Below are 25,719 nucleotides of genomic sequence, written 5' to 3'. Positions count from 1 at the left end.
GCCCGCGCGGGCTCGACCCCCTCCGGCACCCGCCGCGAGGGGGCCTCTCGCGACGTTGTACCGTCGACGACGTGTACCGCTTCCTGTTGTCCCGGCAGTGGGTGATCCTCACCCTCGTCGCCCTCGTCCTCATCCCCGTGATGATCGAGCTGGGTTTCTGGCAGTTCCACCGGCACGAGCGCCGGGTCGCCCAGAACACCCTGATCGCGGACAACCTGAAGGCGAAGCCCGTCCCGATCGAGTCGCTGACCTCCCCCGGGCACACCGTCCCGCGCGCCGACTACTGGCGCCGGGTCACCGCCACCGGCACCTTCGACACCGCGCACGAGGTCGTCGTCCGCCGCCGGACCAACGCCGACGACCGGATCGGTGTCCTCGTCCTGACCCCGCTGGTGCTCCGGGACGGCCGTACCGTCCTCGTCAACCGCGGCTGGGTCCCCGCCGCCCCGGACCAGAAGTCCTTCCCCGAGGTGCCGCCCGCCCCCAAGGGCGAGGTCACCGTCACCGGCCGCCTCAAGGCCGACGAGACGACCGGCGCCAGCGGCATCAAGGACCTGCGCGGACTGCCGGACCGTCAGGTCATGCTGATCAACAGCGAGCAGCAGGCGGAGCTGCTGGGCCGCGAGGTCCTCGGCGGCTATCTGGAGCAGACGGCGCCCGAACCGGCCGGTGACTCCCCCGAGCTGATCCCCGAGCCCGACCACGACTCGATCGGCGCGCACATGGCGTACGCCGTGCAGTGGTGGCTCTTCGCCGCGGGCGTGCCGGTCGGCTGGATCATCCTGGTACGCCGCGAGAAGCGCGATCGCGAAGCCGAGGCCCGCGCCGACGGTGGTGCGGGAACTCCGGAACCGGCCACCGCTGCGGTGTAGCCCACTCCGGTCGACTGATTGACCGTCGGTGCTTTCGGGAACACGCCAGAGCGTGACGCAACGTATCGACGATTACGCCCTCATCGGGGATCTCCAGACCGCCGCGCTCGTCGGACGCGACGGGTCGATCGACTGGCTGTGTCTGCCGCGCTTCGACTCGGCCGCCTGCTTCGCCGCGATCCTGGGCGACGAGGACAACGGTCACTGGCGGATCGCGCCCAAGGGCGCGACGACCTGCACCCGCCGTGGCTACGCCGGTGACACCCTCGTCCTGGAGACGTATTGGGAGACCCGCACCGGCACCGTCAAGGTCGTCGACTTCATGCCGCAGCGCGACAAGGCGCCCGATGTCATGCGGATCGTGGAAGGCGTCAGCGGCAGCGTGGAGATGAGCGCGGTGCTCAGACTGCGCTTCGACTACGGCTCGGTCGTGCCGTGGATACGGCGCATCGACGGGCACCGGGTGGCCATCGCCGGGCCCGACTCGGTCTGGCTGCGCAGCGAACCGCCCGTGAAGACCTGGGGCCAGCAGTTCTCCACCTGCTCGACCTTCACCGTCGCCGCCGGTGAGAAGGTGGCGTTCGTCCTCACCTGGCACCCGTCGCACGAGCCGCGCCCGAAGCTCATCGATCCGTTCGTCGCGCTGGAGCAGTCCCTGTCGGAGTGGCGGGCCTGGTCGTCACGGTGCACCTACGAAGGCCCGTACCGCGAGGCGGTGATGCGCTCGCTGATCACCCTGAAGGCGCTCACCTACGCCCCGACGGGCGGCATCGTGGCCGCGCCCACCACCTCCCTGCCGGAGGAGATCGGCGGCGTACGGAACTGGGACTACCGCTCCTGCTGGCTGCGCGACTCCACCCTCACCCTCGGCGTGCTCCTCGCGGCCGGCTATGTCGACGAGGCGGCGGCGTGGCGCGACTGGCTGCTGCGCGCGGTGGCCGGCGACCCGGCGGATCTGCAGATCATGTACGGCCCCGCCGGGGAGCGCCGGCTGCCCGAGATGACGCTCCCCTGGCTGCGCGGCCACGCGGACTCGGCGCCGGTACGGATCGGGAACGCGGCGGTGGAGCAGTTCCAGCTCGATGTGTACGGCGAGGTCATGGACTCGCTCCACCGGGCGCGACAGGCGGGCATCCCGCCGCAGCGGCACGCCTGGAACCTCCAGCTGAGCCTGCTCGGCTTCCTGGAGTCGACCTGGCGCGAGCCGGACGAGGGGCTGTGGGAGGTCCGGGGGCCGCGCCGCCACTTCGTCCACTCGAAGGTGATGGCCTGGGTCGCGGCCGACCGGGCGGTGCGCACGCTGGAGGCCGACCCGTCGCTGCCCGGGGACGCGGCGCGGTGGCGGGCGATGCGGGACGAGATCCACGCGGAGGTCTGTGAGAAGGGGTACGACTCCCGGCGCAACACCTTCACACAGTCGTACGGTTCGCGGGAGCTGGACGCGGCGACGCTGCTCATCCCGCAGGTCGGCTTTCTGCCGCCGGAGGATCCCCGGGTGGTGGGGACGGTCGACGCGGTGCGCAAGGAGCTGACGCAGGGCGGGTTACTGCGCCGGTACAGCACCGAGGGCGTCTCGGTCGACGGCCTTCCGGGCGGCGAGGGAACGTTTCTCGTCTGCTCCTTCTGGCTGGCGGACGCGCTGTGGCTGATCGGGCGGGAGGACGAGGCTCGGGAGCTGTTCGAGCGGCTCCTGAAGCTGCGCAACGACGTGGGTCTGCTGGCGGAGGAGTACGACCCGGTGGCGCGGCGGCAGCTGGGGAACTTCCCGCAGGCGTTCAGCCATGTGGGGCTCGTGGGCACCGCCCTCGCGCTGCCGTGGGCGGAGACGGCAGGATAGGTCCATGGATCTTGGACTGAAGGACCGTGTGTACGTGGTGACGGGGGCGACGCGGGGGCTCGGCCGGGCCTCGGCGGAGGCGCTGCTCGCCGAGGGCGCGAAGGTGGTGATCACCGGGCGCGAGGAGAAGTCGGTCGCCGAGGCGGTCGACGAGCTGGGTCCGGGTGCGGCCGGCGTGGCCGCCGACAACGCCGACCCGGAGGCGGCCGCGCGGGTGATCGCCGAGGCGCGGTCCCGCTTCGGCCGCTTCGACGGGATCCTGGTCAGCGTGGGCGGCCCGGCGCCGGGCTTCGGCGCGGACAACACCGACGAGCAGTGGTCGTCGGCGTTCGACACGGTCTTCCTCGGCGCGGTCCGGATGGCCCGGGCGGCGGCGGAGACGCTGACCGAGGGCGGGGTCATCGGCTTCGTCCTGTCCGGCTCGGTCCACGAGCCGATCCCGGGCCTCACGATCTCCAACGGTCTGCGCCCTGGGCTCGCCGGTTTCGCGAAGTCCCTCGCGACCGATCTGGGCCCGCGGGGCATCCGGGTCGTCGGCGTCCTGCCCGGGCGCATCGACACCGACCGGGTCCGGTCCCTGGACGCCCTGTCGGGCGACGCGGACGCGGCACGCACGGCGAACGAGTCCCGGATCCCGCTGCGCCGCTACGGCACGCCGGAGGAGTACGGCCGTACGGCCGCGTTCCTGCTGTCGCCCGCGGCCTCGTACGTGACGGGCGTCATGGTCCCGGTGGACGGCGGCGCGCGACACGGCTTCTGAGACGGCGACGCCGGGCGCGGGGCGGCCGGGTGGCCGGGTGGCGTCGGGCGTGGGGCGGGCCGGTGGCCGGTCGCCATGGGACGCGGGAACGCACGGTAACCGGTCGCCACCAGACGCGGGACGCGGGACGGCACGGTAACCGGTCGCCATCGGGCACGGGGCGGGCGGTGGCCGGTCAGCGTCGGGCACGGGACGGGCGGTGGCCGGTCAGCGTCGGGCACGGGGCGGCCCGGTGGCGTCGGGCACGGGGCGGCCCGGTGGCCGGGTGGCGTCGGCCACCGGCCGGTCGAGTCGCGGTCAGTTCACCCGGCGGGCCCGGTGCTTGACGGCGCGCAGGCGGGCCTCGGTCGGCAGGGAGCGCAGGCCCGTCGAGGTGCGGGCGTGGTCCAGGGCCTCGCCGGTCAGCGTGGCCAGGGTCTCGCCCGGGGAGGCGTACGGCTCCAGCGACAGGGCGACGCGGGCGCGCGGGGCCGTGCGGCGGCCGGTCAGGGCGACCTGGGCGCGCGCCACACCCTCCTGCGCGGCGGCGTCCGCCTCCAGCACGTCCTCCAGGGCCCGGCCGCGGACGGCCGCGCCCTCCCCGTCGCCCGTGTCGACGAGGATCTCCGCCAGCCGGGCCCGCCGGAACTGGGCGATCAGCCACCACAGGGCGAGCAGCACCACCAGCCCGAGGGCGGCGATGACCGCCGGCCACCACCAGCCGTCGTCGCGCCAGCGCCGTCGGCCCGACTCGCTCAGCAGGACGTCGGACGGCCCGGACCAGGGCCACCAGGACGGCACGGGCAGGTCGAGTCCGGCGGCGGCGACCGCCCCGCCGACGACGATGAGCAGCAGCCCCACGAGCCCGAGCACGATCCGGTTGACGCGCCGGAGAACGACCGTCATCTCCTCATCCCTTCCTCGGCGGCCGACCGACCCGTACCGTCAGCGCCGGTGGGCGGGCGAGCCCGAGTTCGCCGATGCCGGTGGCCAGCGCGTGCTCCAGGTCGGCCCGTACGTCGTCCAGTTCACGGAAGTGCGAGACCGCCCGCACCGCCGCCTTGCGCCGCCTCATCCGCACCCGTACGGACTGCACTCCCGAGACCTCCATCGCCCGGTCCCGCAGGGCGAGGGCGGCGGCCTCCCGGTCGAGGCCGGCCCGGACGTCGGTGTGTTCGCGCCTCATCGGCAGCACGGACCGAAGGCCGGGCGTGACCGCGAGGAAGAGGAGCCAGGCGCCGAGGAGCACGGCGGCGAATGCCCCGGCCAGGATCCAGGCGTTGTCCAGGGTGCGGGTCGCCAGGCCGTCGGCGAGTTCGCGCCGCCATCGCATGGCCGTGCGGTCCGCCCGTACCGCCGCGACGTCGTAGAGGAGCAGACCCGCGCCGCCGAGGACCACGGCGGCGACGAGCGCCGCGGGGATCCGCCGGACGGCCCAGAAACGGCGTACCAACCCGGGCGGCGTCTCCTTCAGGGCGGGCACCGGCTCGGGCCGGGTGTTCTCGGCGGTTTCGGCCTCGGTGCTCATGCCAGCCTCCCCCGCGCCGCGTCCTTGGCGGTGCGCGGTGAGTGCAGCCGTTCCACGTGAACGGCCACCTCGGGCACCTCCATGCCCGCCAGCTCCCTCACCCGCCGCATGACCTGACCGCGCACGGCGCCGCACTGCCGGCCGACGTCGGAGGGATAGGAGAGCTCCAGGCTCACCGACACGCGTGCGGTGTCACGGTGCACGACGACCGAGGCGTACGGCGCCGAGCCGCCCTTCGGCACGGCGTCGAGCGCCTCCCGTGCCGCCTGTGCGGCGATCTTCGCGACGACCCGGTCGGCGATCGTGGTCGCGCCGCGGCCCGCGGCCCCCACCTGATCGACTGTCACCCCCGGTCACCTCCGCCGTTCGCCGCGCTCGCGACCCCGGAAGAGGTCGCCGGGTTCGAGATCCCCGTCGAGGAACCGACCGGCGATGAAGCCGATCGCTCCCAACGCCGCGACCAGCACAAACGCCCCGAAGCCGCCGAAGTACCCGGCGAAGCCGAGGGCCATTCCGGCCACCAGGCCGACCAATGCCATGCTCATTCCGACCCCTTTCGCCGGGCGTCCCGCGGCTACTGGAGCCGCTGCTCCGGTTCTTCTTCCTCTTCGTCGGGCAACTTCACATCGCTGACGGCGATGTTCACTTCGACGACCTCCAGGCCGGTCATCCGCTCGACGGCGGCGATCACGTTCTCGCGGACGTCACCGGCGACGTCGGAGATGGAGACGCCGTAGTCGACGACGATCTCCAGGTCGAGTGCGGTCTGCACCTCACCGACCTCGGCCTTCACACCGCGCGTGGCGCCCGATTTCGTGCCACCGCCACCGGGGACCTTCTCGCGGACGGCGCCGAAGGTGCGGGAGAGCCCGCTTCCCATGGCGTGGACGCCGTCGACGTCGCGGGCGGCGAGGCCGGCGATCTTCTCGACGACTCCGTCCGCGATGGTGGTCCGGCCCCGCGTGGCCGGGGCGCCGCCGCCGCGCTTCGTCATGGACGGTGCGTCGGAGTGTGCGGTCTCACTCATAGCCATTCATCCCTTCCGGGCACTTATGTGCTTCTTTGCCCACATTAAGTGCGCTTGCCCCGTCTCGCGCCGTGGATGCGGCAGGCTGGAGCAATGACTGAAGGTTGGGCGACGACGGTGCGAGAGCGCCTGGGCCCGGGCCGGCTGCTGCCGCTCGGGGAGGCGAAGGACGGCGCGTGGCTGACGGAGCGCGCGGCGCGGACGGTGCTGCTGCGGGCAGCGGCGGCGGTACGAGGGGTGGTGCCGGGGCCGCTCCGGGTGGCTCTCGTGGCACCGGACGAGGAGGCGCCGCTCCCCGTACCGCCGGGCGGGCTGCCGCCGGGGCCGCTGCGGATCACGGCGGAGTTCGCGGCGACGACGGAAAGGCCGCTGCCGGTCCTCGCGGAGGAGGTACGGGAGGCCCTGTTCGCCTCCGCCGCGGGCGAGTTGGGTCTCGGGGTGGCGGAGGTGGACCTGCGGGTGACGGGCCTCGTGGAGGGCCCGGCGGGCGGGCCGAAAGCACCGGCCCCCGCTCCCCCACCCGGGCGAACCTCGCCGGCCGCGGACGATCCCGCGGCCCTGGCGGCCCTCGCGGTCGAGGGCGTGGCGGCCCTGACGGACGTCCTGGGCGCCCCGGTCCACCGCTCCGAGGGCCGGCTCCGCGTGGAACTGGCGGTGACCTCCGGCCACCGGGCCCTGGACGTGGCGAGGTCGGTCCGCACCCGACTGACCTCGTCCACCCCGGAGGGGACCGCGGTCACGGTACTGGTCTCGGAGATCCGCTGACGCCGGCGGGCGCGCGCCCGCGAGGTCGCCGAGCGCTCAGGGCCGTCGGCGGCGCCCCAGCCGCCACCGGCCCACCGGTCGGGCCACCGGCCGGCGGGCCGCCCGACGCGTGAACCTCGGCCGCGCGGCCGACGGGGCACCGGGCAAGGCGGGCAGGCTTCGGGGCCCGCCAGGCCCCAAGCGGCGGGCCGCGCCGGGGTCAGTCGCCGAGGCCGGCGAGATCGCGCAGACGGCGGGCCTGGGCGGCGCGCTCGGCGACGCATGGGACCCGGCCGCACGGCCGACGGGCCACCGGGCAAGGCGGGCAGGCTTCGGGGGCCGCCAGGCCCCAAGCCCCAGGCCGCGCCGGGGTCAGTCGCCGAGGCCGGCGAGATCGCGCAGACGGCGGGCCTGGGCGGCGCGCTCGGCGACGCGCTGGTCCTCGTAGGAGCGGCCGGAGGCGCCCTGGAGCAGCGCCTTGGTCTCGATCACCGCGTCGCGCGGTGCGGCGAGCAGGGCGGCGCTCAAGTCCCGTACCGCGGCGTCGAGTTCCGCGCCGGGCACGGCGATGTTGGCGAGGCCGATGCGCTCGGCCTCGTCGGCGTGGACGAAGCGGCCGGTGGCGCAGATCTCCAGCGCGCGGGCATAGCCGACGAGTGAGACGAGCGGGTGCGTGCCGGTGAGGTCCGGCACGAGGCCCAGGCTGGTCTCGCGCATGGCGAACTGCACGTCCTCGGCGACGACCCGCAGGTCGCAGGCGAGGGCGAGCTGGAACCCGGCACCGATGGCATGCCCCTGGACGGCCGCGATCGACACGATGTCGCTGCGGCGCCACCAGGTGAACGCCTCCTGGTACTCGGCGATGACCGCGTCCAGGTCATCGTCCGAACCACGTGCCATGTCCAGGAAGGACGGCTCTCCGTCGAAGCCCTCGGGCGTGAACGCCTGCCGGTCGAGTCCGGCGGAGAAGGACTTGCCCTCGCCACGCAGGACCACGATCCGCACACTGCCGGGCAACGACCTGCCGGCCTCCGTCAACGCCCGCCACAGAGCGGGAGACTGAGCGTTGCGCTTCGCCGGATTGGTCAGCGTCACCGTGGCAACGGCGTCCTCGACGGTGAGCCGTACACCGTCCTTGTCGAACACGAGCACAGAGTCGAGCGAAGTCATGGGGCGCCTCCGGTTCCGGTGCAGCACTGCTAAGTGACTGCACAGTAACCACCCGGTCGACCGCACGGTCGACCGGGTGGCCACCGTGAGAAACGGTGGACCGGACGAGCCGCGCCCCGATGTCAGGCCGAGGCTGCCTTCTTGCCCCGTGTCGCTCCGCCACGTCCACGCAGCGTGACTCCGGACTCGCTGAGCATCCGGTGGACGAATCCGTAGGAGCGGCCGGTTTCCTCGGCCAGCGCCCGGATACTCGCACCGGAGTCGTACTTCTTCTTCAGGTCTGCCGCGAGCTTGTCGCGCGCGGCGCCGGTCACCCGGCTGCCCTTCTTCAGAGTCTCGGCCACCCGTGCCTCCTCATGGGAAGTGCGCTCTGGACTTCTCATGATCACCCCTTCCCGACGTCCTGGCCACCCATTCGACAAGGTCTGTGCCGTGAGGTTTGCGGACAGGAAAGCCGCCACCACGACCGGAGGCACTCATTCCGCAGGGCCCGGTCGCGGCTTCCACCCGTGTCCGGCCAGGAAGTACCAGGTCAGCGCCGCACTGGGGGAACGAGCACGGCGCGGCCCCGGCGGAAGGATTCCGCAGAGAGCCGCGCCGAGGGGATGAGACGCCCTCACTCAGATGACGGATCACCCATGAGCCGAATGATCCATGCCGGAATGATCAGGCGAGGGCCACCAGGTCCGCGTAGTCCGCGCCCCATAGGTCCTCGACACCGTCCGGGAGCAGGATGATCCGCTCCGGCTGGAGCGCCTCGACCGCGCCCTCGTCGTGGGTGACGAGCACGACCGCGCCCTTGTAGGTGCGCAGCGCGCCGAGGATCTCCTCACGGCTGGCGGGGTCGAGGTTGTTGGTCGGCTCGTCCAGGAGCAGCACGTTCGCCGAGGAGACGACCAGGGTCGCGAGCGCGAGCCGGGTCTTCTCCCCGCCGGAGAGCACCCCGGCCGGCTTGTCGACGTCGTCGCCGGAGAAGAGGAAGGAGCCGAGCACCTTGCGCACCTCGACGAGGTCGAGGTCGGGCGCGGCGGACCGCATGTTCTCCAGGACCGAGCGCTCCGGGTCGAGGGTCTCGTGCTCCTGGGCGTAGTAGCCGAGCTTCAGTCCGTGGCCTGGGGTGACCTCGCCGGTGTCGGGCTGCTCGACGCCGCCGAGCAGCCGCAGCAGCGTCGTCTTGCCCGCGCCGTTGAGGCCGAGGATGACGACGCGCGAGCCCTTGTCGATGGCGAGATTCACATCGGTGAAGATTTCGAGCGAGCCGTAGGACTTGGACAGGCCCTCCGCCGTCAGCGGGGTCTTGCCACAGGGCGCGGGCTCCGGGAAGCGGAGCTTGGCGACCTTGTCGGAGACCCGGACCGCGTCCAGGCCGGAGAGCAGCCGCTCGGCACGCTTGGCCATGTTCTGCGCGGCGACGGTCTTGGTGGCCTTGGCGCGCATCTTGTCGGCCTGCGAGTTGAGGGCGGCGGCCTTCTTCTCGGCGTTCTGGCGCTCGCGCCTGCGGCGCTTCTCGTCGGCCTCGCGCTGCTGCTGGTAGAGCTTCCAGCCCATGTTGTAGACGTCGATCGTCGAGCGGTTGGCGTCCAGGTAGAAGACCTTGTTCACGACGGTCTCGACGAGGTCGACGTCGTGGGAGATGACGATGAAGCCGCCGCGGTAGGTCTTGAGGTAGTCGCGCAGCCAGACGATGGAGTCGGCGTCGAGGTGGTTGGTGGGCTCGTCGAGGAGCAGGGTGTCGGCGTCGGAGAAGAGGATCCGGGCCAGCTCGATCCGGCGGCGCTGACCGCCGGAGAGGGTGTGCAGCGGCTGGCCGAGGACCCGGTCGGGCAGCCCGAGGGCGGCGGCGATGGTGGACGCCTCGGCCTCGGCGGCGTACCCGCCCTTGGTGAGGAACTCGGTCTCCTGGCGCTCGTACTGTTTCATCGCCTTGTCGCGGGTGGCGCCGGAGCCGGTCGCGATGCGCTCCTCGTTCTGCCGCATCTTGCGGAGGAGGACGTCGAGGCCGCGCGCGGAGAGGATGCGGTCGCGGGCCAGGACGTCGAGGTCGCCGGTGCGCGGGTCCTGCGGGAGGTAGCCGACCTCGCCCGAGCGGCTGATGGTGCCGCCGGCGGGCATGCCCTCGCCTGCGAGGCACTTGGTGAGGGTGGTCTTGCCCGCGCCGTTACGGCCGACGAGGCCGATGCGGTCGCCCTTGGCGATACGGAAGGAAGCGGACTCGATGAGGATGCGGGCGCCGGCGCGCAGCTCGATGCCGGAAGCGGTGATCACGGACAGACTCCAGGGCGGGTATGGACGGCGGAAGGGCTCTCGGGCGGTTCGACGCCGCTAGTGCGCGAGGAGAATGGCCATACGGCCAGTCTAACGGGCCCCTGCAACTGCTTTTCGGCCATGCCCGTACGAGGGAACGGATCGGCATGTTCCCCGCTAACTCGGCATAACGGGCGAGGGGTGTCGAATTCCCCGATACTCGGCGCAGAGCGGCGGCCACCGCCGTGACGGAGACGCGGAGGGCGGTGGCCCATGCAGTTCGACGACGACGCCGACCTGGACACCTCGGAGGTGCGGGACGTCCGCGGCAGCCGCATCCCCGGCGGGAAGGCCACCGTCGGCGGCGGTGTCGTCGGGCTCATCGCGCTGATCCTCGGGGTCCTCTTCGGGGTGGGGCCCGAACAGCTGGGGCTGTCGTCCGGGGACCCGGAGCCCGTCGCGACCTCGTCGTCCATGGCCCAGGTGGAGCGGAGCTGCCGGACCGGCGCGGACGCGAACACCCGCGAGGACTGCCGGATCGTGGCGGTCGTCAACAGCGTGCAGGACTTCTGGCGGGCGGAGTACGCCCGGCGGGGCGGCCGGTACGGGGACGCGCGCACGGTGATGTTCGCCCAGCGGGTCGGTACGGCCTGCGGCTCGGCCACCTCGGCGGTCGGGCCGTTCTACTGCCCCGGTGACCGCCAGGTCTATCTGGACCTGGGCTTCTTCGAGGAGCTGAGGACCACGTTCGGGGCGAGCGGCGGCCCGTTCGCGCAGGCGTACGTGGTGGCGCACGAGTACGGCCACCATGTGCAGAACATGATGGGCACGCCTGCCAGGTCCCAGGACGGCCGGCAGGGCGCCGGCTCCGACGCCGTACGGGTCGAACTGCAGGCGGACTGCTACGCCGGTGTGTGGGCTCACCACGCGACGACCACACCCGACGAGAAGACCGGCCGGCCGGTCCTGACCCGGCTGACGGACGCGGACATCCGGGACGGGCTCGACGCGGCGGCGGCGGTGGGCGACGACCGGATCCAGGAGCGGCTGCAGGGCAGGGTGACACCGGAGAGCTGGACGCACGGCTCGGCGGCGCAGCGGCAGCAGTGGTTCTTCACCGGCTTCAGGACCGGCGACATGGCCCGGTGCGACACCTTCCGCTGATTGTCGGTGGCGGCTGCGAGACTGAGACGCAGGTCACATTCCGACGTGGACGACGAGAAGGAGTGATCGGGATGGCTGAGGGACCCCACATCTGTCCGGCTCTGGCGTATGACGACGCGAAGGCGGCGATCAAGCTGCTCACCGAGGCGTTCGGCTTCACCGACACCGCCGTGTACGAGGGCGAGGACGGCAAGGTCGTGCACGCGGAGCTGTCGTACGGCAACGGCATGGTGATGCTCGGTAGCAAGGGCACCGGCAGCGAGTTCGACAAGCTGATGAGCGGTGCGGGCCCGGCCGCGGTGTTCGTCCACGTGGACGACGTGGACGAACACCACGCGCGGGCCGTGCAGCACGGGGTCGAGATCGTGATGCCGCCCACGGACCAGGACTACGGCTCGCGGGACTACATCGCCCGGGACGCCGAGGGCAACATCTGGAGCTTCGGTACATACACCCCGGGGGCCGCCGACTAGCGACGGCCCGCTCGCTCGTTCAGACCCCGCCGGTGTGGACCTGGAAGGCCGCCCGGCGGACGGCCTTGGCCAGGGCCGGGTCGGGATGGGCGGCGGCGAGGGCGACCAGGACCTGGACCGTGCGGGGGTGGCCCACGGCCCGGACCTCGTCGAGCAGGGCCGGGACCGTGCCCTGCACGGCGGAGTCCAGGTGGCGGACGAGCAGCGCGCTCTCGCCGTGGTCGGCGACGGCCGCGGCGGTGTCCACCCACAGCCAGGTGGCCTCCTCGCGGGTCAGCACGTCCGGGGCGTCGTCGGGGTCGGCCCCGTCGTACTCGGCGAGCCAGAGCAGGGCGTACGGACGGAGCGACGGCTCCGCGACGGCTGCGCGGACCTCGGCCTCGGCGGGGGCGCCCACGACCCGGAGCGCCTCGAAGGCGAGGCCGCGCAGCAGGGCGTCCTCGCCGCGGGCGACGGCCAGGAGTTCGGTGACGGCGCTGGAGAGCGTGCGGGCGGCGAGCCACGCGCGGTACTCGTCGCGGGCCGGGCCCGGGGTCAGGCGGGCGCAGCCTCGGAGCATGTCCTCGGCGGACTGTTCGATGTTGCCCGCCGGGCTCTGGGCGGCGACGCAGATCTGCTCCAGCTTGACCCAGACCGCCCAGTTGCCGAGGGGGGTCAGGGTGGCCTGGCCCGTGCCCAGGGTGAGGGCGCCGACGGCGGCGAGGCCCTCCAGGGCCCAGTCGAGCAGCGCGGGGAGTCCGTCGGCGGCGGCGGAGGAAGCGGCGGCGCCCGCGTCGGTGGCGGACCCCTGGACGGGGACCTCGCAGCGCTCCTCGCGCAGCTCGTCGACGCGTTGCCGCAGCAGGTCGAGGAGGGCCGGGACGAGCACGGGCCCGGCCGAGAGCTGGAGCAGGGAGAGAACCTGGGGTACGGCCTCGACGACCTCGGCGACGGCACCGGCGGGCACGCCCTCGGGGGCCGGGTGGACCAGGGACCAGGCGTCGAACAGGGCCACCCAGCCGCGCAGGACGGCGGAGTCGTCGCGGTCCCATGCGTGCAGCCGCCAGCCGGGGCGCGCGGTGGCGCCGTGGAGTTCGACGAGCCCGGCGAGCCGGGCGCGGTCCCAGCCGGCCCGGACCTGGTCGGGCGTCAGGTCGAGTGCGGCGGCGGCCCGTTCCCGGGCGGAGACGGCTTCGGGGCCGGCCGGAGCGGTGAGGTCGGCCTCGCGGTCGACGGCGGCCCAGCGGGCGATCCGTACGGCGTCGGCGAGGACGGTCCGTGCCTGGCGGGCCAGTTCCGCGCGGGGCGGAGTGCCCTCGGGCGGCCTCGGCGCCGGCCGGGTGCGCCGGGTCGTCACGGCCCGTCGGGCGGTGGCCAGTGCCCGCGGACGGACGAGTCGGAGTCTGGAGTTGCGCGCCAATTGCTCATCAGGCTTTCGAGACGTCACGGAGGCAGTCTTCCCGCTCACGGCCCGAAAGCCCAATCGGAATCGGGATCACCGTCATACACGCCGTGACGGACCGGCCCCGGGTGGGCTACAGCAGCGGGGTGAGGAAGCGCCGCAGGGCCTCCTCGTAGCGGAGCGGGTCGGCGTTCCACATGGCGGCGTGCGGGGCCTGCCGTACCGTCTGAAGGCTGACCAGTTCGGGTCGGCGCGCGGCGAGTTCGAGGGACGGTTCCCAGGGCGCGATCGTGTCGTCGGGGCCGTGGAACACCAGGGTCGGCACGCGCAGGGCGGCGGGGTCCGCGACCGCCCGGAGGCGGTCGCCGTGCACCCCGGTCCTGCCCTGGGCGGCGCGGACGGCGAGCGGCAGCAGCGGGCCGGGGACCCGGCGGGCCGCGGCGAGGTTGCGCAGCGTGGCCTGCTGGTCGAGGACCGGGGAGTCGAGGACGACTCCGCGGATCAGGTCCCGTACACCGGAGTGGGCGGCGGCGTGCAGGGCCATCGTGGCGCCGGTCCCCCAGCCGTGCAGCACGACGTCGGCGGCGCCCCGGCGGACGGCGTAGCGGATGGCCGCGTCGACGTCGCGCCACTCGGAGTCGCCGAGGTGCCCGACGCCGTCCGGGGAGCGGGGCGCGCCCTCGTCGCCGCGGTAGGCGACGCACAGGACGGGGATCTGCCGCCGGGAGAGGAAGGGGACGAGATTGAGGGGGTGCCGGCGGGTGGTCCCGAGGCCGTGCAGGGCGATCACCCAGGTGGGGCGGGGGCCGGGGATCAGCCAGCCGGGCAGGGTGCCGAGCTCGCCGGGGATCTCGACGTCCTCGTACACGACACCGAGCGCGGTACGGGGGGTGCCGGAGTGCAGCTCCGGGGTGAGCCGGACCCGGGCGCCGGCCTCGAGCGTGCCGAGCTCGACCCGCTCCAGACGGCGTACGACGGTGTCGGCGGTGTGCGGGACCCGGTCGAGGACGGGCCCGACGAACCCGTGGAAGTCGGGGCCCTCGATGCCGTACGTCCCGGGGCGCAGGGAGGCGAGGCTGCGGGTGAGGGTGACCCTGCCGGGGCCGGTGGCGTGCACGGTGAGCCGGGGGTCGCCGGGCAGGGGCCGTCCGGACGCCGCCTTGAGGGCGGCGTCGCCCGCGTACCGGCCGACCGCCACCGCGGCCGCGCCGACACCGATCAAAGTGGTGACGGCCGCTGCCGTCGTATGAGCCGGGCGCACCGTCCCAGTGTGGTCAGGGCGGGGGCGGGCCGCCACCCGGCGGACCCGTACGGCGCCCCCGGGAGAGTGACATGGATCTCTTTCGCGGGTCCCTCGGTCGGCTGATCCGGTCCGTCGGCGTCCACGGGCTGACACGGCGCTCGAGGGACGCCAGGGACGGATGTCCGGTCCGCCCCGTAAGGACACGGCTTACCCCGGGTCGCACAGGTCCACATCGTGGACGCGAAGGTCCTCCCGAACCGCTGAGCGGAATGCCGGGACCCCGGTTCGGGTCACCACACCGCCCGACCCAGTTCATCTTCCGTTCACCCAGGTTGCCTACGTTCGGCGAGCCACTGACGTCAAACGATTGCCTGGGTAAATGGAACACATCACGCTGCTGCTCACGATTGTGGTCGTGACAGCTCTCGTGTTCGATTTCACGAACGGTTTCCACGACACCGCCAACGCGATGGCGACGACCATCTCGACCGGCGCGATGAAGCCCAAGACGGCGGTGGCCATGTCCGCCGTGCTGAACCTGATCGGCGCGTTCCTCTCCGTGGAGGTCGCCAAGACGATCTCCAGCGGTCTCGTGAACGAAGAAGGCATCCAGCCCGAAGTCATCTTCGCCGCGCTCGTCGGCGCGATCCTCTGGAACCTTCTGACCTGGCTGGTCGGTCTGCCGTCCAGCTCGTCCCACGCCCTCATGGGTGGCCTCATCGGCGCGACGATCGCCTCGGTCGGCCTCGGCGGCGTCAACGGCGGAGTGGTCGTCACCAAGGTCCTCATCCCGGCCGTCGCCGCGCCGCTGGTCGCGGGCCTCGCGGCGATGCTCGCCTCCCGGCTGACGTACCGGCTCGGCAGGAACGCCGACCGGAAGACCACCGACAAGGGCTACCGCGCCGGCCAGATCACCTCCGCCGGCCTCGTGTCGCTCGCCCACGGCACCAACGACGCCCAGAAGACCATGGGCATCATCACCCTGGCCCTGGTCGCCGGCGGCATCCTGGCCCCGGGCTCCAACCCGCCGGTCTGGGTGATCGTCTCCGCCGGTACGGCGATCGCGCTCGGCACCTACCTGGGCGGCTGGCGCATCATCCGGACCATGGGCAAGGGCCTCACGGACCTCCAGCCGCAGCAGGGCTTCGCCGCCCAGACCAGCGCCGCGGCCGTCATCCTGGCCTCCTCCAACCTCGGCTTCTCCCTGTCGACCACGCACTCCTGCTCCGGCGCCGTCATGGGCGCGGGCCTGGGCCGCAAGGGCGGGGTGGTCCGCTGGTCCACCGCCACCCGGATGTTCGTCGCCTGGGGCCTGACCCTCCCCGCCGCCGGCCTGGTCGCCGCGCTCTCGGAGTACGTCACCCGGCAGGGCGACTGGGGCGTCATGGCCGTCGCCGCCTTCCTGATCGCCTCCTGCACCGCGATCTGGTTCATCTCCCGCCGCCAGGTCGTCGACCACACCAACGTCAACGAGACCGAGGACGAGGCCCCCGGCGTCGTGACCACCGCCATCGCGGCCGTCACCCCGCCCCCGGCCGGGACCCTCACCGACGACCTGAAGGCGACGATCCCGTCGCCGGCCCCCGCCGATCCGGCCGCCCCGACCGCCACGGCCACGGTGTAAGGAACAAGGGACATCAGCATGAAGATCGACTGGGCAGCTCTCGGCTCCGTCTTCGGAGTCAGCCTCGTGGCGACCGTCGCCCTCGTGGGCCTGTTCACCCTCGGCATCGTCGGCCTCTCCAAGCAGGAGCAGGCCGCCACCCAGGGGGGCTCCGCCACCCTGGCGCGCACCGGCGCGTACGCCTGCTTCGCGCTCTGCGCGGCGGCCGTCGCGTTCGGCATCTATCTGATCGTCGTCTGACCGATCGGCGAAACAACGGCTGGGCGTGTGGCACCGGAAGGTGCGGCGCGCCCAGCCGTCGTGTTGTGGGGCTTCGCACACTCTCCCGCCGCAGGTCAAGGGTGAGTTGACGGGTGTTCGCGCTGCGTGGTGGACTTCCGGGGCCATTACGGCGGCAGAAGAGGAAGTCCGGTGCGAATCCGGCGCGGTCCCGCCACTGTGACCGGGGAGCTGATCCCCGGGAGCCAGGAACTCTCACCGCCGGTCACGTCGAGCCAGGGCGCGGACCCTGAGTGAGGACATAGCGCCATGCCTGGCCGCAGAGCTGCCACCGGTGTATTCGCGTCCACGGGCGTCTTCGCGTACGGAGCCGCCTCCGGCCTGCTCGCGGACCTGCTGATCGGCGACCCGCGCCGCGGCCATCCGGTCGCCGGATTCGGACGGGCCGCCGGCGCCGTCGAACGGCTCCTCCTGCGCGACCACCGCGGCTGGGGCGCGCTGCACACCGCCGTCTGCGCGGGTGGCGCCGCCGGAGCCGCGGCGCTGGCCGCACGCGCCGTACGGGACCGGCCCGTCGCCTCCGCCGCCCTGACCGCCGCCTCCGTGTGGGCCGTCGTCGGCGGTACGACGCTGGGCCGGGAGGCCCGTGCCATCGGCGGAGCGCTGGCAGCCGGCGACCTGGACGTGGCCCGCGAGCGGCTGCCGCGTCTGTGCGGCCGCGACCCGCAGGCCCTGGACGGCCCGGCGATGGCCCGCGCGGTCGTGGAGTCCGTCGCCGAGAACACCTCCGACGCGGTCGTCGGCGCCCTGGTCTGGGGTGCGGTCGCCGGGATCCCGGGCCTCGTCGGCTTCCGGGCCGTGAACACCCTGGACGCGATGGTCGGCCACAAGTCCCCGCAGTACCGCCGCTTCGGCTGGGCCTCGGCCCGCCTCGACGACGTGGCCGGCTGGCCGGGGGCGCGGCTGACGGCCGCGCTCGCGACCGTAGCGGGCGGCGATCCCCGGGGGGCTCTGCGGGCGTGGCGGGCCGACGCGGCCAAGCACCCGAGCCCCAACGCCGGCCCGGTCGAGGCCTCGTTCGCGGGAGCGCTCGGCGTACGGCTCGGGGGGACCCTCTCGTACGGCGGACGGGTCGAGCACCGGCCGGTGCTCAACGGCGCGGGCCGGGACGTGGAAGTGGCGGACATCGAGCGGGCGGTACGGCTGTCGCGCCGGGTGACCGGACTGACGCTGGCGGCCTGTGTGGCCGGAAGGATCGTGGTGGGCGCCATGAAGCGGAGGAGCGCATGAGGAGCGGACGGCGGGGAGGCGGGCTGCTGGTCGCAGGGACCACGTCCGACGCGGGCAAGAGCGTCGTCACGGCGGGGATCTGCCGCTGGCTGGTCCGCAAGGGCGTGAAGGTGGCGCCGTTCAAGGGCCAGAACATGTCCCTGAACTCCTTCGTGACCAGGGAGGGCGCGGAGATCGGCCGGGCGCAGGCGATGCAGGCGCAGGCCGCGCGGGTGGAGCCGACGGCGCTGATGAACCCGGTGCTGCTCAAACCGGGCAGCGACCGCTCCAGCCAGGTCGTGCTGATGGGCAAGCCGGTGGGTGAGCTGAGCGCCCGCGGGTTCTTCGGGGGGTCTGGGCCCGCGGCGCAGCCGCAGTCAGGCGCAGTGGCCCCCGGGAAGAGGCTGCACGGAGGCCGGCAGAAGGAGCTCTTCGAGCCGGTCCTCGCCTGTCTGGAGGAGCTGCGGGGCAGCTATGACGCCGTGATCTGCGAAGGGGCGGGCAGTCCGGCCGAGATCAACCTGCGGCGCACGGACATCGTGAACATGGGCATCGCGCGGGCCGCGCGGCTGCCCGTGCTGGTGGTCGGCGACATCGACCGGGGCGGGGTGTTCGCCCAGTTCTTCGGGACGACGGCGCTGCTCGCCCCCGAGGACCAGGAGCTGATCGCGGGCTATCTCGTGAACAAGTTCCGGGGCGATGTGACCCTGCTGGAGCCCGGCCTCGACATGCTGTACGACCTGACCGGACGCCGGACGTTCGGTGTGCTGCCGTACGCGCACGGTCTCGGCATCGACGAGGAGGACGGCCTTCGGGTGTCTCTGCGGGGTGCGGTCCGGGAGTCGGTCGTGGCGCCCCCGGTCGGCGCGGACGTGCTGCGGGTGGCCGTGTGTGCCGTACCGCTGATGTCGAACTTCACGGACGTGGACGCGCTGGCGGCCGAACCGGGCGTGGTGGTGCGGTTCGTGGACCGCGCGGAGGAGCTGGTCGACGCGGACCTGGTGGTGGTGCCGGGGACGCGCGGGACGGTCAGGGCGCTGGCGTGGCTGCGGGAGCGGGGCCTGGCCGACGCGCTGGCGAGGCGGGCGGCGGAGGGCCGGCCGGTGCTCGGCATCTGCGGCGGCTTCCAGGCCCTCGGCGCACACATCGAGGACGAGGTCGAGTCGAAGGCGGGTGCCGTGGACGGGCTCGGGCTGCTGCCCGTACGAGTCCGGTTCGCGCCCGAGAAGACCCTGGCCCGGCCGGTCGGCGAGGCCCTCGGCGAGCGGGTGGAGGGGTACGAGATCCACCACGGCGTCGCCGAGGTCCTGGGCGGAGAGCCGTTCCTGGACGGCTGCCGGGTCGGCTCGGTCTGGGGCACGCACTGGCACGGCTCGCTGGAGAGCGACGGCTTCCGCCGCGCGTTCCTGCGCGAGGTCGCGGCGGCGGCCGGGCGGCGTTTCGTACCCGCGCCGGACACGAGCTTCGGCACCCTGCGCGAGGAGCAGCTGGACCGCCTCGGCGATCTGATCGAGGAACACGCGGACACGGACGCGCTGCTGCGCCTGATCGAGAACGGCCCGCTGCCCGGGCTGCCGTTCATCCCGCCGGGCGCGCCGTGAGCGCGCCCGGCGACCGTCAGCGACCTGACCTTGAAGGAGTGACTGCCCGATGAGCACCCGGTATCCGTTCACCGCCGTCGTCGGCATGGACGACCTGCGGCTGGCGTTGCTGTTGAACGCCGTCAGCCCGGCGGTGGGCGGTGTCCTCGTACGCGGCGAGAAGGGCACCGCCAAGAGCACGGCCGTCCGCGCTCTCGCGGACCTGCTGCCCGAGGTACCGGTCGTGGCGGGCTGTCGGTTCAGCTGCGATCCGGTCTCCCCCGACCCGGGCTGCCCCGACGGGCCGCACGAGGCCGCGCCGGGCTCCGCGCGTCCGGCGCGGATGGTGGAACTGCCCGTCGGCGCCTCCGAGGACCGGCTCGTGGGCGCACTGGACATCGAACGCGCCCTCGCGGAGGGCGTGAAGGCGTTCGAGCCGGGGCTCCTCGCGGACGCCCACCGCGGGATCCTCTACGTCGACGAGGTCAACCTCCTCCACGACCATCTGATCGACCTGCTGCTCGACGCCGCCGCGATGGGCTCTTCGTACGTCGAGCGTGAGGGCGTCTCCGTACGGCACGCGGCCCGCTTCCTGCTCGTCGGCACGATGAACCCCGAAGAGGGCGAACTGCGGCCGCAGTTGCTGGACCGGTTCGGACTGACCGTCGAGGTCGCGGCCTCGCGCGAGCCCGAGCAGCGGGTCGAGGTGGTCCGCCGCCGGCTCGCGTTCGACGACGACCCGGCCGCCTTCGCCGCCCGCTGGGCGGGCGAGGAGAGCGCGCTGCGGGACCGGATCGCGGCCGCGCGGGCCCTTCTGCCGCAGGTGACGCTCGGGGACGCGGCCCTCCTCCAGATCGCGGCGACCTGCGCCGCGTTCGAGGTGGACGGCATGCGCGCCGACATCGTCATGGCCCGCACGGCGACCGCGCTCGCCGCTTGGGCTGGGCGGACGGACGTCACCTCCGACGACGTACGGCAGGCGGCGCTGCTCGCCCTCCCCCACCGCAGGCGCCGCAACCCCTTCGACGCGCCCGGTCTCGACGAGGACAAGCTCGACGAGACCCTGGAGCGGTTCAAGGGCGAAGACCCGGACCCCGACCCCGACCCTGGTGACGGCGGCCCCGGTGGTGGCGGGGGCGGCGGGGGCGTGCCTCCGCAGGGCGGCGGTCCCGACGGCGCTCCGGAGGACGCCGGGCCGGACGAGGCCCCGGCGGAGTCCCCGGACCCGGCGCCCGCGCCCTCGCGGGGAGGCCCCGGCGCCGGTGAGCGCGCCGCCGTCAAGGCCGCCGAGCCCTTCCGTACGAAGATGCTCAGTGTGCCCGGACTCGGCGAGGGCGCGGCCGGGCGCCGCTCCCGGGCCCGTACCGAGCACGGCAGGACGACCGGTGCCGTACGGCCGCGCGGTGCGCTGACCAAGCTGCATCTGGCGGCGACCGTGCACGCCGCCGCCCCGCACCAGAAGGCGCGCGGGCGTTCGGGCCCCGGCCTGGTGGTGCGGCGGGACGATCTGCGGCAGGCGACCCGTGAGGGCCGTGAGGGCAATCTGGTGCTCTTCGCCGTGGACGCGTCGGGTTCGATGGCGGCCCGGCAGCGGATGAGCGCCGTCAAGGGAGCCGTACTCTCCCTCCTCCTCGACGCCTACCAGCGGCGGGACAAGGTCGGCCTGGTCACCTTCCGGGGCCGCGACGCCGAGGTCGCGCTGCCGCCGACCTCTTCGGTGGACGCGGCGGCGGCCCGGCTCGAACAGCTTCCGACGGGCGGGCGTACGCCACTGTCGGCCGGGCTGCTCAAAGCCCATGACGTGCTCCGCGTGGAGCGGTTGCGGGACCCCTCGCGCCGCCCCCTGCTCGTCGTCGTGACCGACGGCCGGGCGACCGGCGGCGGCGCCGATCCGGTGGCGCTCGCCGCCCGTGCCGCGCGGCTGCACGCCGCCGACGGCACGGCGGCCGTCGTGGTGGACTGCGAGAGCGGGCCCGTGCGGCTCGGGCTCGCCGGGGACCTCGCCCGTGAACTGGGCGGTACGGCCGTGACCTTGGACGAGCTGCGCGCCGACTCGATCGCCGGGCTGGTCCGAGACGTACAGGCAGCAGGACAGACAACGAGGAGGGCCGCGTAATGCCGCAGGGACAGCCGACCGTCGTACCCGACGACGGACTCACCACCCGTCAGCGCCGCAACCGTGCGTTGGTGATGGTGCACACCGGTGTCGGCAAGGGGAAGTCGACCGCCGCCTTCGGCATGGCGCTGCGCGCCTGGAACCAGGGCTGGCCGATCGGAGTGTTCCAGTTCGTCAAGTCCGCCAAGTGGAAGGTCGGCGAGGAGAACGCCCTCAAGGCGCTCGGTGAGACCGGCAAGGGCGGGACCGTCACCTGGAACAAGATGGGCGAGGGCTGGTCCTGGATCCAGCGCGAGGTCGCCGAGGGCGAGCAGTCGCACGAGGACAAGGCGCGCGAGGGCTGGGAGCAGGTCAAGCGGGACCTCGCCGAGGAGAAGTACAAGTTCTACGTCCTCGACGAGTTCGCCTATCTGCTGCACTGGGGCTGGATCGACACCAAGGAGGTCGTGGAGGTGCTGCGCGACCGTCCCGGGCACCAGCATGTCGTCATCACCGGCCGCAACGCGCCGCGGGAACTGGTCGACTTCGCGGATCTCGTCACCGACATGTCGAAGGTGAAGCATCCGATGGACGCCGGTCAGAAGGGCCAGCGGGGCATCGAGTGGTAGCACGTCTCGTCATCGCCGCGCCGTCCTCCGGCGCGGGCAAGACCACGGTCGCGACCGGGCTCATGGCCGCGTTCGCCGGCCGTGGCCTGGCTGTCTCCCCGCACAAGGTCGGCCCGGACTACATCGACCCCGGCTACCACGCGCTGGCCACCGGGCGTCCCGGCCGGAACCTCGACGCGTACATGTGCGGTACGGGGATGATCGCGCCGCTCTTCGCGCACGGGTCGCGCGGCTGCGACCTCGCGGTCGTCGAGGGCGTCATGGGCCTGTACGACGGCGCCGCCGACCAGGGCGAGCTGGCCTCCACCGCGCAGGTCGCGAAGCTGCTGAAGGCGCCGGTGGTGCTCGTCGTGGACGCCTCGTCGCAGTCGCGGTCGGTGGCGGCGCTGGTGCACGGGTTCGCTTCGTGGGACCCGGAGGTGCGGATCGGCGGGGTGATCCTGAACAAGGTCGCGACCGACCGGCACGAGCATCTGCTGCGGGAGGCGCTCGGGGAGTCCGGGGTGCCGGTGCTCGGGGTGCTGCGGAGGGCGCCCGCCGTGGCGACGCCCTCGCGGCATCTGGGGCTGGTGCCGGTGGCCGAGCGGCAGGCGGCGGCGGTGGAAGCGGTGGCGGCGCAGGCGGAGCAGGTGCGGGCCGGTTGCGACCTGGAGGCGCTTTTGGCGTTGGCGCGGTCGGCGCCGGAGCTTCACGCCGAGGCGTGGGATCCTGCCGTCGCGGGGCGGCCGACCGCCGGTGAAACGGGTGACCACCCTTGTCCTCCCCGTAGGACTTCGTCCTGGGGGGACCTCCACGCGGAACGCATGCCCACGACAAGGCCGGTGGTCGCCGTCGCCGGTGGGGCCGCTTTCACGTTCTCGTACGCCGAGCATGCCGAACTGCTCGCCGCCGCCGGGGCGGACGTGGTCACGTTTGATCCGTTGCGGGATGAGGAGCTGCCTCCGGGGACCTCGGGGCTCGTCATCGGCGGCGGATTTCCCGAGATGTACGGCTCCGAGCTGTCCGCCAACGAGCCGCTGCGCAAGGCCGTCGCCGAGCTGGCCCGGTCCGGGGCGCCCGTCGCCGCCGAGTGCGCGGGGCTGCTGTATCTCGCGCGCTCGCTCGACGGGACGCCGATGTGCGGGGTGCTCGACGCGGACGCGCGGATGTCGTCACGCCTGACGCTCGGGTACCGGGACGCCGTCGCCGTCAGCGACAGTTCCCTGGCCGCGGCCGGCACGCGGATGCGCGGGCACGAGTTCCACCGGACCGTGATCGAGCCGGGTGCGGGCGCGGCGGCGGCCTGGGGGCTGCGGCAGCCGGAGCGGCGCATGGAGGGGTTCGTGCAGCAGGGGGTGCACGCGAGTTATGTGCACACTCACTGGGCCGGTGCGCCCGAGGCGGCCGTGCGGTTCGTCGGCCACTGCGTGAACGGGCCCGCGGCGTGAGTTCAGCCGGTGACGCCCACCACGAGCCAGATGAAGGCCACGCCCGCCGCCGTGCAGAGCAGCGTGGAGCGGGCGGGGTGTTCGTGGTGGGCCTCGGGCAGGATCTCGGCCGCCGCGAGGTAGAGCAGTGCGCCGCCGAAGAATCCGAGATAGCTGCCGAGGAGTTCCTCCGGAAGGGTGAACAGCAGCGTGGACGCGGCGCCGACGATCGGCGCGAGCGCGTCTGCGACGAGCATCAGGACCGCCTTGCGGCGGGCGTTCCCGTACAGGCTGGTGATCGTGTACGTGTTGAACCCGTCGGCGAAGTCGTGGGCGACGACCGCGAGCGCGACGCTGGCGCCCATGCCCCCGCCGACCTGGAAGGCCGCACCGAGCGCGATGCCGTCCATGAGGCTGTGGGCGACCATGGCGGCGGCCGCGGTGAGTCCCACCTGCGGCACTCGTTCGTCGGCGCCGACCCCGTGCGCCGCCTGACGGACGGCCAGCAGCCGCTCCACGGCGTGGGCGAAGAGGAAGCCGCCGACGAAGAGGAGCAGCGCCTGCGGCACACCGAGGACATCGTTCCCGGCGGCCTCCAGGGCCTCCGGCAGGAGGTCGAGTCCGACCACGCCGAGCATCAGTCCGCCGGCGAGGCCGAGGACCAGGTGGCGGCGGTCGGTGACGCGTCCGGCCGTCCATCCGCCGAACAGCGTCATCAGGAACGCGCCGAGCGCGACGAGAACGGCCATGCGCCCTTGCTATCGGATCACGCGTCTTCCGCGCACGTCGGACGCGGTGCGGATGTCGTCGTGGCGGGCGTGGGGGCCCGTTCGGGCGTGTCGGTGGACGAGGTGGCCGGCCTGGTGGGGCGGACCCTGGCGGAGGCGGGTCTGACGGTCGCGGATGTGGTGGCGCTGGCCACGCTGGACGCGCGGGCCGGGGAGCCGGGGATCGTGGGGACGGCGGAGCGCTGGGGGGTGCCTGTGCGGGCGTTCGGGTCCGACGTGCTGGCTTCCGTGCCCGTACCGCATCCGTCGTCGGTGTCACTGGCGGCGACGGGAACGGCTTCCGTGGCGGAGGCGGCGGCGCTCGCGGGCGCGACGGCTCTGGCGGGGACGGGCGAAGGGGCCGAACTTCTCGTACAGAAACGGAAATCGGGCGGCGTTACGTGCGCGATCGCCCGTTCTCTCCCGTTTGTGACGAACGAAGAGTCCACCACCGCACGGTTGTTGCCCCAGGGACACGGGTACACCGCTGGGAAGGCGGCGTTCGACCCGGTCCCCGAGCTCCGTACACCCCCCATTCATCACCCGACGGCGGCCATGTATACGCATACGCACTCCGATGCCCATGATCTGCGTCATCACGGTGACGCCGAGATACGGGACGAGAAGTTGATCGACCTCGCGGTCAATGTCCGTACGAACACGCCGCCGGAGTGGTTGCGGGAGCGGATCGCGGCCTCGCTGACGAGTCTCGCGCTCTACCCCGACGGGCGGGCCGCGCGCGCGGCGGTCGCCGAGCGGCACGATCTGGCGCCGCGACGGGTGCTGCTCACGGCCGGTGCGGCGGAGGCGTTCGTGCTGCTCGCGCGGGCGCTGCCGGTACGGCGGCCGGTCGTGGTGCATCCGCAGTTCACCGAGCCGGAGGCGGCGCTGCGTGACGCCGGGCACGAGGTGGGCCGGGTGCTGCTGCGCGAGGAGGACGGGTTCCGGCTCGATCCGGCGATGGTGCCGGAGGAGGCGGATCTGGTGGTGATCGGGAACCCGACGAATCCGACGTCCGTGCTGCATCCGGCGGAGACCATCGCCTCGCTGGCGCGGCCGGGCCGGACGCTGGTGGTGGACGAGGCGTTCCTGGACGCGGTGCCGGGCGAGCGGGAGGCGCTGGCCGGGCGGACGGACGTGCCGGGCCTGGTGGTGCTGCGGAGCCTGACGAAGACCTGGGGGCTGGCGGGGCTGCGGATCGGTTACGTCCTCGCCGAGCCGGAGACGATCGCCGCACTCGAGCGGGCGCAGCCGCTGTGGCCGGTGTCGACACCGGCGCTGGTGGCGGCGGAGGCGTGCATGTCGCGGCCGGCGCTGGCGGAGGCGGAGCACGCGGCGCACCGGATCGGCGTGGAGCGGGCGCATCTGCTCGCCGGGCTCGCGGAGTTCGACGAGGTCCGGGCGGTGTCGGCGGCGGAGGGGCCGTTCGTGCTGATCCGGATCGAGCGCGCGGACGCGGTACGGGAGCGGCTGCGGGCGCTGGGGTTCGCGGTGCGTCGGGGCGACACGTTCCCGGGTCTGGACCGGCACTGGCTGCGCCTGGCGGTCCGCGACCGGACGACGACGAACTGCTTCCTGCAGGCCTTGGACCAGGCGCTGCTGATCGAGGGTTAGGGCCTGTCGGGGCAGGCTGAGGGTCGGCCGACGGATCGGGGCCTCGGGCGCGCTCCCGAGGGTCGGCCGGCGGATCGGGGCCGGAAGGCTCCGG

25 protein-coding genes and 1 riboswitch are annotated in these 25,719 nt (G+C 73.3%); of the genes, 14 read left to right on the top strand and 11 right to left on the bottom strand.

Going from position 1 to position 25,719, the window contains the following annotated elements; all coding sequences use genetic code 11:
* Window positions 1–71 precede the first annotated feature (71 nt).
* Genes ABZY12_RS14970 through ABZY12_RS14960 form a run of 3 tightly spaced genes read left to right on the top strand, consistent with a single transcriptional unit; the run spans window position 72 to window position 3,469 of the window.
* Window positions 72–872: an SURF1 family protein gene (locus tag ABZY12_RS14970; protein WP_356890146.1), complete on the top strand. Its 801-nt coding sequence runs from the start codon at window positions 72–74 to the stop codon at window positions 870–872.
* 52 nt (window positions 873–924) lie between these two features.
* Window positions 925–2,709: a glycoside hydrolase family 15 protein gene (locus ABZY12_RS14965; RefSeq protein ID WP_356890144.1), complete on the top strand. Its 1,785-nt coding sequence runs from the start codon at window positions 925–927 to the stop codon at window positions 2,707–2,709.
* Between the two features lie 4 nt (window positions 2,710–2,713).
* Complete coding sequence (locus tag ABZY12_RS14960) at window positions 2,714–3,469, top strand: SDR family oxidoreductase (RefSeq protein WP_356890142.1); 756 nt, start codon at window positions 2,714–2,716, stop codon at window positions 3,467–3,469.
* A gap of 297 nt (window positions 3,470–3,766) precedes the next feature.
* On the opposite strand, the gene amaP is transcribed toward ABZY12_RS14960, so the two are convergent.
* Genes amaP through ABZY12_RS14935 form a run of 5 tightly spaced genes read right to left on the bottom strand, consistent with a single transcriptional unit; the run spans window position 3,767 to window position 6,003 of the window.
* On the bottom strand, window positions 3,767–4,354 hold the full coding sequence (amaP, locus tag ABZY12_RS14955; RefSeq protein ID WP_356890140.1) for an alkaline shock response membrane anchor protein AmaP: 588 nt from the start codon (window positions 4,352–4,354) through the stop codon (window positions 3,767–3,769).
* A gap of 4 nt (window positions 4,355–4,358) precedes the next feature.
* On the bottom strand, window positions 4,359–4,976 hold the full coding sequence (locus ABZY12_RS14950; protein WP_356890138.1) for a DUF6286 domain-containing protein: 618 nt from the start codon (window positions 4,974–4,976) through the stop codon (window positions 4,359–4,361).
* Window positions 4,973–5,323, bottom strand: coding sequence for a hypothetical protein (locus ABZY12_RS14945; RefSeq protein WP_356890136.1), 351 nt, complete (start codon window positions 5,321–5,323; stop codon window positions 4,973–4,975). The genes ABZY12_RS14950 and ABZY12_RS14945 overlap by 4 nt, the downstream gene beginning before the upstream one ends.
* Window positions 5,324–5,329: 6 nt before the next feature.
* Window positions 5,330–5,521 (bottom strand): hypothetical protein, encoded by a 192-nt coding sequence (locus tag ABZY12_RS14940; protein ID WP_356890134.1) that lies wholly within the window; start codon window positions 5,519–5,521, stop codon window positions 5,330–5,332.
* Window positions 5,522–5,550: 29 nt separating this feature from the next.
* On the bottom strand, window positions 5,551–6,003 hold the full coding sequence (locus ABZY12_RS14935; protein WP_356890132.1) for an Asp23/Gls24 family envelope stress response protein: 453 nt from the start codon (window positions 6,001–6,003) through the stop codon (window positions 5,551–5,553).
* A 93-nt stretch (window positions 6,004–6,096) separates the two neighbouring features.
* Here ABZY12_RS14935 and ABZY12_RS14930 point away from each other — a divergent pair, with 93 nt between their 5' ends.
* On the top strand, window positions 6,097–6,768 hold the full coding sequence (locus ABZY12_RS14930) for a hypothetical protein (RefSeq protein WP_356890130.1): 672 nt from the start codon (window positions 6,097–6,099) through the stop codon (window positions 6,766–6,768).
* A gap of 351 nt (window positions 6,769–7,119) precedes the next feature.
* Here ABZY12_RS14930 and ABZY12_RS14925 read toward each other — a convergent pair whose 3' ends face one another.
* The 3 genes from ABZY12_RS14925 to ABZY12_RS14915 form a co-directional block, all read right to left on the bottom strand.
* A complete protein-coding gene (locus ABZY12_RS14925; protein WP_356890128.1) occupies window positions 7,120–7,917 on the bottom strand; it encodes an enoyl-CoA hydratase/isomerase family protein in 798 nt (265 codons plus the stop codon).
* A 122-nt stretch (window positions 7,918–8,039) separates the two neighbouring features.
* Window positions 8,040–8,261, bottom strand: coding sequence for a helix-turn-helix domain-containing protein (locus ABZY12_RS14920; protein WP_006123601.1), 222 nt, complete (start codon window positions 8,259–8,261; stop codon window positions 8,040–8,042).
* Window positions 8,262–8,583: 322 nt separating this feature from the next.
* Window positions 8,584–10,182 (bottom strand): ABC-F family ATP-binding cassette domain-containing protein, encoded by a 1,599-nt coding sequence (locus ABZY12_RS14915; protein WP_356890126.1) that lies wholly within the window; start codon window positions 10,180–10,182, stop codon window positions 8,584–8,586.
* 252 nt (window positions 10,183–10,434) lie between these two features.
* Here ABZY12_RS14915 and ABZY12_RS14910 point away from each other — a divergent pair, with 252 nt between their 5' ends.
* A complete protein-coding gene (locus ABZY12_RS14910; protein ID WP_356890124.1) occupies window positions 10,435–11,325 on the top strand; it encodes a neutral zinc metallopeptidase in 891 nt (296 codons plus the stop codon).
* Window positions 11,326–11,396: 71 nt separating this feature from the next.
* The gene (locus tag ABZY12_RS14905; protein WP_356890122.1) at window positions 11,397–11,798 is read left to right on the top strand and encodes a VOC family protein; all 402 of its coding nucleotides are present in this window, start codon (window positions 11,397–11,399) and stop codon (window positions 11,796–11,798) included.
* A 19-nt stretch (window positions 11,799–11,817) separates the two neighbouring features.
* On the opposite strand, the gene ABZY12_RS14900 is transcribed toward ABZY12_RS14905, so the two are convergent.
* Complete coding sequence (locus tag ABZY12_RS14900; RefSeq protein ID WP_356890120.1) at window positions 11,818–13,134, bottom strand: hypothetical protein; 1,317 nt, start codon at window positions 13,132–13,134, stop codon at window positions 11,818–11,820.
* Window positions 13,135–13,312: 178 nt separating this feature from the next.
* The gene (locus tag ABZY12_RS14895; protein WP_356890118.1) at window positions 13,313–14,440 is read right to left on the bottom strand and encodes a hypothetical protein; all 1,128 of its coding nucleotides are present in this window, start codon (window positions 14,438–14,440) and stop codon (window positions 13,313–13,315) included.
* 361 nt (window positions 14,441–14,801) lie between these two features.
* Here ABZY12_RS14895 and ABZY12_RS14890 point away from each other — a divergent pair, with 361 nt between their 5' ends.
* From ABZY12_RS14890 to ABZY12_RS14860, 7 genes are all read left to right on the top strand, one after another.
* Window positions 14,802–16,046, top strand: coding sequence for an inorganic phosphate transporter (locus ABZY12_RS14890; RefSeq protein WP_356890116.1), 1,245 nt, complete (start codon window positions 14,802–14,804; stop codon window positions 16,044–16,046).
* A gap of 18 nt (window positions 16,047–16,064) precedes the next feature.
* Window positions 16,065–16,286, top strand: coding sequence for a hypothetical protein (locus tag ABZY12_RS14885; RefSeq protein ID WP_356890114.1), 222 nt, complete (start codon window positions 16,065–16,067; stop codon window positions 16,284–16,286).
* 112 nt (window positions 16,287–16,398) lie between these two features.
* Window positions 16,399–16,541, top strand: a riboswitch (cobalamin riboswitch).
* A 33-nt stretch (window positions 16,542–16,574) separates the two neighbouring features.
* Window positions 16,575–17,555 (top strand): cobalamin biosynthesis protein, encoded by a 981-nt coding sequence (locus ABZY12_RS14880; RefSeq protein WP_356890112.1) that lies wholly within the window; start codon window positions 16,575–16,577, stop codon window positions 17,553–17,555.
* A complete protein-coding gene (locus ABZY12_RS14875) occupies window positions 17,552–19,135 on the top strand; it encodes a cobyric acid synthase (protein WP_356890110.1) in 1,584 nt (527 codons plus the stop codon). The genes ABZY12_RS14880 and ABZY12_RS14875 overlap by 4 nt, the downstream gene beginning before the upstream one ends.
* A 49-nt stretch (window positions 19,136–19,184) precedes the next feature.
* Window positions 19,185–21,230, top strand: a complete 2,046-nt coding sequence (locus ABZY12_RS14870) for a putative cobaltochelatase (RefSeq protein ID WP_356890108.1) — start codon at window positions 19,185–19,187, stop codon at window positions 21,228–21,230.
* Window positions 21,230–21,838, top strand: coding sequence for a cob(I)yrinic acid a,c-diamide adenosyltransferase (gene cobO, locus ABZY12_RS14865; protein WP_356890106.1), 609 nt, complete (start codon window positions 21,230–21,232; stop codon window positions 21,836–21,838). The genes ABZY12_RS14870 and cobO overlap by 1 nt, the downstream gene beginning before the upstream one ends.
* Entirely contained in the window at window positions 21,832–23,265 is a 1,434-nt protein-coding gene (locus tag ABZY12_RS14860) for a cobyrinate a,c-diamide synthase (RefSeq protein ID WP_356890104.1), read from the top strand. The genes cobO and ABZY12_RS14860 overlap by 7 nt, the downstream gene beginning before the upstream one ends.
* Window positions 23,266–23,267: 2 nt before the next feature.
* Here ABZY12_RS14860 and ABZY12_RS14855 read toward each other — a convergent pair whose 3' ends face one another.
* Window positions 23,268–23,993, bottom strand: a complete 726-nt coding sequence (locus ABZY12_RS14855; protein WP_356890102.1) for a ZIP family metal transporter — start codon at window positions 23,991–23,993, stop codon at window positions 23,268–23,270.
* 60 nt (window positions 23,994–24,053) lie between these two features.
* On the opposite strand from ABZY12_RS14855, the gene cobC reads away from it, so the two are divergent.
* Window positions 24,054–25,625 (top strand): Rv2231c family pyridoxal phosphate-dependent protein CobC, encoded by a 1,572-nt coding sequence (gene cobC / locus ABZY12_RS14850; RefSeq protein WP_356890100.1) that lies wholly within the window; start codon window positions 24,054–24,056, stop codon window positions 25,623–25,625.
* Window positions 25,626–25,719 lie beyond the last annotated feature (94 nt).

The organism is Streptomyces sp. NPDC006551 (assembly GCF_040611675.1).
Lineage (GTDB): Bacteria > Actinomycetota > Actinomycetes > Streptomycetales > Streptomycetaceae > Streptomyces.
The sequence above is the reverse complement of the archived record's forward strand: the minus strand, read 5'-3'. Positions and strand labels throughout refer to the sequence as shown.